Raw genomic sequence first — 4,558 nt, 5'->3', positions numbered from 1 at the left:
TATATTTAAAGAAAGCCACTCATCTGAGTGGCTTTTTTGCATTTACAGCCCGCCAAAATACAAATCCCGCAGTGCTGGGATCCGCGTCTGCGGACTGATAAACTAGACCGTATATTTGTCAGATGAGTTTTCATTATGTCCCTCAAACCTGCTGATTCACTCCGCCAGTTACACACATTTGGTATCGAAGCCGGTGCCCGGCATATTGATGTCGCAGAGAGCATTTCTGATCTCTGCCGCTTATGGCTGGCTGCACAAACGGAAAAATCCCCCTTCCTGCTGTTAGGCGGTGGCAGTAATGTACTGTTTACTGAGGATTTCAATGGCTCCGTTGTCATTAACCGGATCCCCGGAAAAACGGTCCGGGAAACACCGGATGCCTGGTTTATCGAAGTGGGTGCCGGTGAAAACTGGCATGAATTAATCCGCTGGATGCTGGTGAACAGTATTTACGGCATGGAAAACCTGGCGCTGATCCCGGGCTGTGCCGGTACCGCACCGATTCAGAATATCGGGGCATACGGTACCGAATTTAAAGACGTCTGTGACTATGTGGATGTCACCTCTCTGTCAGACGGGCAGACAACACGCCTGACCGCAGAAGAATGCCGTTTTGGCTATCGTGACAGTATTTTCAAACATGATTACCAGCAGGGGTATGCCATCACAGCGGTGGGTCTGAAACTGCCGAAAGTATGGAAACCCAATCTGAGCTACGGCGATTTGAAATCGCTGGATCCTGCGACTGTCACTCCTCAGCAGGTATTTGATATGGTTTGTCAGATGCGGATGAGCAAACTGCCGGACCCGGCCGTAACCGGCAATGCAGGCAGCTTTTTTAAAAATCCGGTTGTGACTGCGGAGTGTGCGCAGAAAATCAAAACACAATATCCGGACTGCCCGCAATATGTGGTGGCGGACGGAATCAAACTGGCTGCCGGCTGGCTTATCGACCAGTGCCAGCTGAAAGGCCACCGGGTAGGCGGAGCAGCGGTGCATATGAATCAGGCGCTGGTATTAATCAACCGAGATAATGCGACAGGTGATGATGTTATCCGTCTCGCCCGTTATGTCCGCCAGCAGGTTGCTGCCCGTTTCGGGGTTCAGCTGGAGCCGGAAGTCCGGTTTATCGGTACAGAGGGTGAAATCAGTGCCACAGAGGCTATTGCATGAAAGATTACAGTGTACCGCTGACGCTGATCGGTATTTTATCCGACGGTGAATTTCATTCCGGTGAACAACTCGGCGATAAGCTGGGAATGACCCGGGCCGCAGTTAATAAGCACATCCGTACCTTACGTGAGATGGGTATAGAGATGGAAACGGTTACCGGTAAAGGCTACCGTCTCTTTGCACCGATGAATCTGCTACAGCCGGATGTGATCCGCACACTGCTGCCCGGACGAAATGTTGAAGTGCTGCCGGTCATCGGCTCCACTAATCAGCATATGATGGATAAAGTGGGGGAACTGACATCCGGCGACGCCTGTGTAGCAGAATACCAGTATGCCGGACGTGGTCGCCGCGGGCGGCAATGGATCTCTCCGTTTGGCCGCAATCTGTATCTTTCTCTGTACTGGCGTCTTGAGCAGGGACCTGCTGCGGCTATCGGACTGAGTCTGGTCGTCGGTATTGTGCTTGCCGAGACACTGCATGAGCTGGGTGCGACAGGTGTAAAAGTCAAATGGCCGAATGACTTATATCTGGATGACAAAAAACTGGCCGGGATCCTGGTCGAACTTCAGGGAAAAACCGGGGATGCCGCGCATGTGGTTATCGGAATCGGGATTAACCTGACCATGGAAAGTAACGGTACGGATCAGATTGGTCAGCAGTGGATCAACCTGCAGCAATCCGGTATTCAGATCGACCGTAATATATTATCTGCGGAGTTTATTAAACATCTGACGGATGCGCTGCACCTGTTTGAAAAAAGCGGACTGACCCCGTTTATTGAACGCTGGTATGCGTTCGATAACTACCTTAATCGTGAAGTAAAATTGATTATTGGTGAGCGTGAGGTCTTTGGCGTTTCCAGAGGGATAAACGGACAGGGTGCGTTATTATTAGATCAGTTCGGTGAAATTACGCCCTATATCGGCGGAGAAATATCACTTCGCGGTGTGAATGCAAAAAACAAACCGGCCTGAGCCGGTTTGTTTTTAACAGAAAAAATGATTATTTCCGCAGTTTAACATTTGTCACCATATGATTGGTGCCCTTGGTCATCACCAGACTGGCCCGTTCTCTGGTCGGCAGAATATTTTCATGCAGATTCAGGCCGTTGATCTCATCCCAGATGGTTGAGGCGATACTGACGGCCTCACTCTCTTCAAGCTGTGCATAGTGGTGGAAATAGGAGTTCGGGTCACTGAATGCACCCTGACGGAATTTCAGAAACCGTCCGATATACCAGCTCTTGAGTAATTCTTCCGGTGCATCCACGTAAATAGAGAAGTCCACAAAATCGGACACAAAGACATGGTGCATAGAATCCGGGTAATCCATCCCGCTCTGCAGCACATTCAGACCTTCCAGAATCACAATATCCGGTTGCTCAATGACCAGCTGTTTATCCGGAATAATGTCATAGGTCAGATGCGAATAAACCGGCGCCAGCACCCGGGGGTTACCGGATTTCACTTCAGAAACGAAACGCACCAGATTATGCATGTCATAGGATTCCGGGAATCCTTTCTTCTTCATGATACCGCGTTCATTCAGCACAGAATTGGGATGAAGAAAACCATCAGTGGTGATCAAATCCACTTTGCGATGTTCCGGCCAGCGGCTCAGGAGCGCCTGTAATAACCGGGCTGTGGTACTTTTCCCGACAGAGACACTGCCGGCAATACCAATCACATAAGGGACTTTCGCTTCATTTCTGCCGAGAAACTGCTCCAGAACAGCCTGGCGGCGCAGGTTTGAGCTGATATAGAAGTTCAGCAGACGCGACAGCGGCAGATAAATCGCGATAACTTCATCAATCGAGATTTCATCGTGGATACCGCGCAGATCATCAATTTCCTGCTCAGACAACGTCATCGGAACGGAGTTACGCAGGGTTGCCCACTGACTGCGGCTGAAATGGAGGTAAGGAGAGAGCGCTTTTTCTTTATACATAAACCAACAGCTGCCTTTATTACGCAGGTTGGACAGGTCATTAATACCCGTACCGGCTGAAAATAAATCGCATCATAGCGAGAGATGGGAGTCAGGCGTAGCAATTTTTTTGAAAAAATGCATTTTTTTTGATGTCGCGGACATAAATTACATTGCACATGACATAAAGAAGGCGTTAAAAATAAGCGGATTATTTATGTATACGGTAGTTCATCGGTGTGATTACTGAGAGTTTACGTGATAAGGATCGCTGCTAATTTGTACATTACCTATTGAAAAAAACAGCAAAATACGGAAGAATGTCCACTTTGTGAGCAAAAGAACAATTTCAGCGATTTTTTTGTTGCATCCTGCGCAAAGTCTCCATAGAATGCGCAGCACTTGATGCCGGCATAGCTCAGTTGGTAGAGCAACTGACTTGTAATCAGTAGGTCCCGAGTTCGACTCTTGGTGCCGGCACCATTTAACAATTTGGAAAGGTGGGATACCCAAGCGGCCAAAGGGAGCAGACTGTAAATCTGCCGTCACAGACTTCGAAGGTTCGAATCCTTCTCCCACCACCATCCAATGTGAATTATTATCCTGAGTGTTTTACTCAAGACTCCTTCGATGTAAAATACTCCGGATTCAGTTACAGCAGATTAAAGTCAGGTAGCCGAGTTCACGCGGGCATCGTATAATGGCTATTACCTCAGCCTTCCAAGCTGATGATGCGGGTTCGATTCCCGCTGCCCGCTCCAAGATGTGCTGATATAGCTCAGTTGGTAGAGCGCACCCTTGGTAAGGGTGAGGTCGGCAGTTCGAATCTGCCTATCAGCACCACTTCCGTTGTTCTCCATTCCTTGATTTTTTTCCCTGTAAATATCCAGACAAGCAATACTGCTTGGTTGATGTGGTGAAACCACCGATTCCGTGTCTTAGAGGGACAACTAATGTCTAAAGAAAAGTTTGAACGTACGAAACCGCACGTTAACGTTGGTACTATCGGCCACGTTGACCACGGTAAAACTACCCTGACTGCTGCAATCACTACCGTTCTGGCAAAAACCTACGGCGGTAACGCTCGTGCATTCGACCAGATCGATAACGCGCCTGAAGAAAAAGCACGTGGTATCACCATCTCTACTTCTCACGTAGAGTACGATACTCCGACCCGCCACTACGCGCACGTTGACTGCCCGGGGCACGCCGACTACGTTAAAAACATGATCACCGGTGCTGCACAGATGGATGGCGCTATCCTGGTTGTTGCTGCAACTGATGGCCCTATGCCACAGACCCGTGAGCACATCCTGTTAGGTCGTCAGGTTGGCGTTCCTTACATCATCGTATTCCTGAACAAATGTGACATGGTTGATGATGAAGAGCTGCTGGAACTGGTTGAAATGGAAGTTCGTGAACTTCTGTCTCAGTACGACTTCCCTGGCGACGACAC

At 49.0% G+C, this 4,558-nt stretch carries 4 protein-coding genes and 4 tRNA genes; 7 read left to right on the top strand and 1 reads right to left on the bottom strand.

All coding sequences use genetic code 11. From position 1 onward, the window contains the following. The first annotated feature begins 135 nt into the window (after positions 1-135). On the top strand, positions 136-1,173 hold the full coding sequence (gene murB, locus ACF8OF_RS11130; protein ID WP_392496625.1) for a UDP-N-acetylmuramate dehydrogenase: 1,038 nt from the start codon (positions 136-138) through the stop codon (positions 1,171-1,173). Next, entirely contained in the window at positions 1,170-2,150 is a 981-nt protein-coding gene (gene birA / locus ACF8OF_RS11125; protein WP_262883892.1) for a bifunctional biotin--[acetyl-CoA-carboxylase] ligase/biotin operon repressor BirA, read from the top strand. Before murB ends, birA begins: the two co-directional genes overlap by 4 nt. Before the next feature lie 28 nt (positions 2,151-2,178). Here birA and coaA read toward each other — a convergent pair whose 3' ends face one another. Then, entirely contained in the window at positions 2,179-3,123 is a 945-nt protein-coding gene (gene coaA, locus ACF8OF_RS11120; protein ID WP_025152624.1) for a type I pantothenate kinase, read from the bottom strand. 386 nt (positions 3,124-3,509) lie between these two features. Here coaA and ACF8OF_RS11115 point away from each other — a divergent pair. The 5 genes from ACF8OF_RS11115 to ACF8OF_RS11095 form a co-directional block, all read left to right on the top strand. After that, positions 3,510-3,585 (top strand) — tRNA-Thr (locus tag ACF8OF_RS11115). 16 nt (positions 3,586-3,601) lie between these two features. Next, positions 3,602-3,686 (top strand) — tRNA-Tyr (locus tag ACF8OF_RS11110). A 102-nt stretch (positions 3,687-3,788) separates the two neighbouring features. Beyond that, a tRNA-Gly gene (locus ACF8OF_RS11105) sits at positions 3,789-3,863 on the top strand. Positions 3,864-3,869: 6 nt separating this feature from the next. Continuing rightward, positions 3,870-3,945, top strand: a tRNA-Thr gene (locus ACF8OF_RS11100). Between the two features lie 110 nt (positions 3,946-4,055). Continuing rightward, the coding region (locus tag ACF8OF_RS11095; RefSeq protein WP_072872526.1) for a GTP-binding protein at positions 4,056-4,558 on the top strand (503 nt) is incomplete at its 3' end.

Source organism: Morganella sp. TYF_1 (assembly GCF_043105645.1).
Classification (GTDB): Bacteria; Pseudomonadota; Gammaproteobacteria; order Enterobacterales; family Enterobacteriaceae; genus Morganella; species Morganella morganii_B.
Note: the sequence above shows the minus strand (reverse complement) of the source record. Positions and strands in the feature narration are given on the sequence as shown.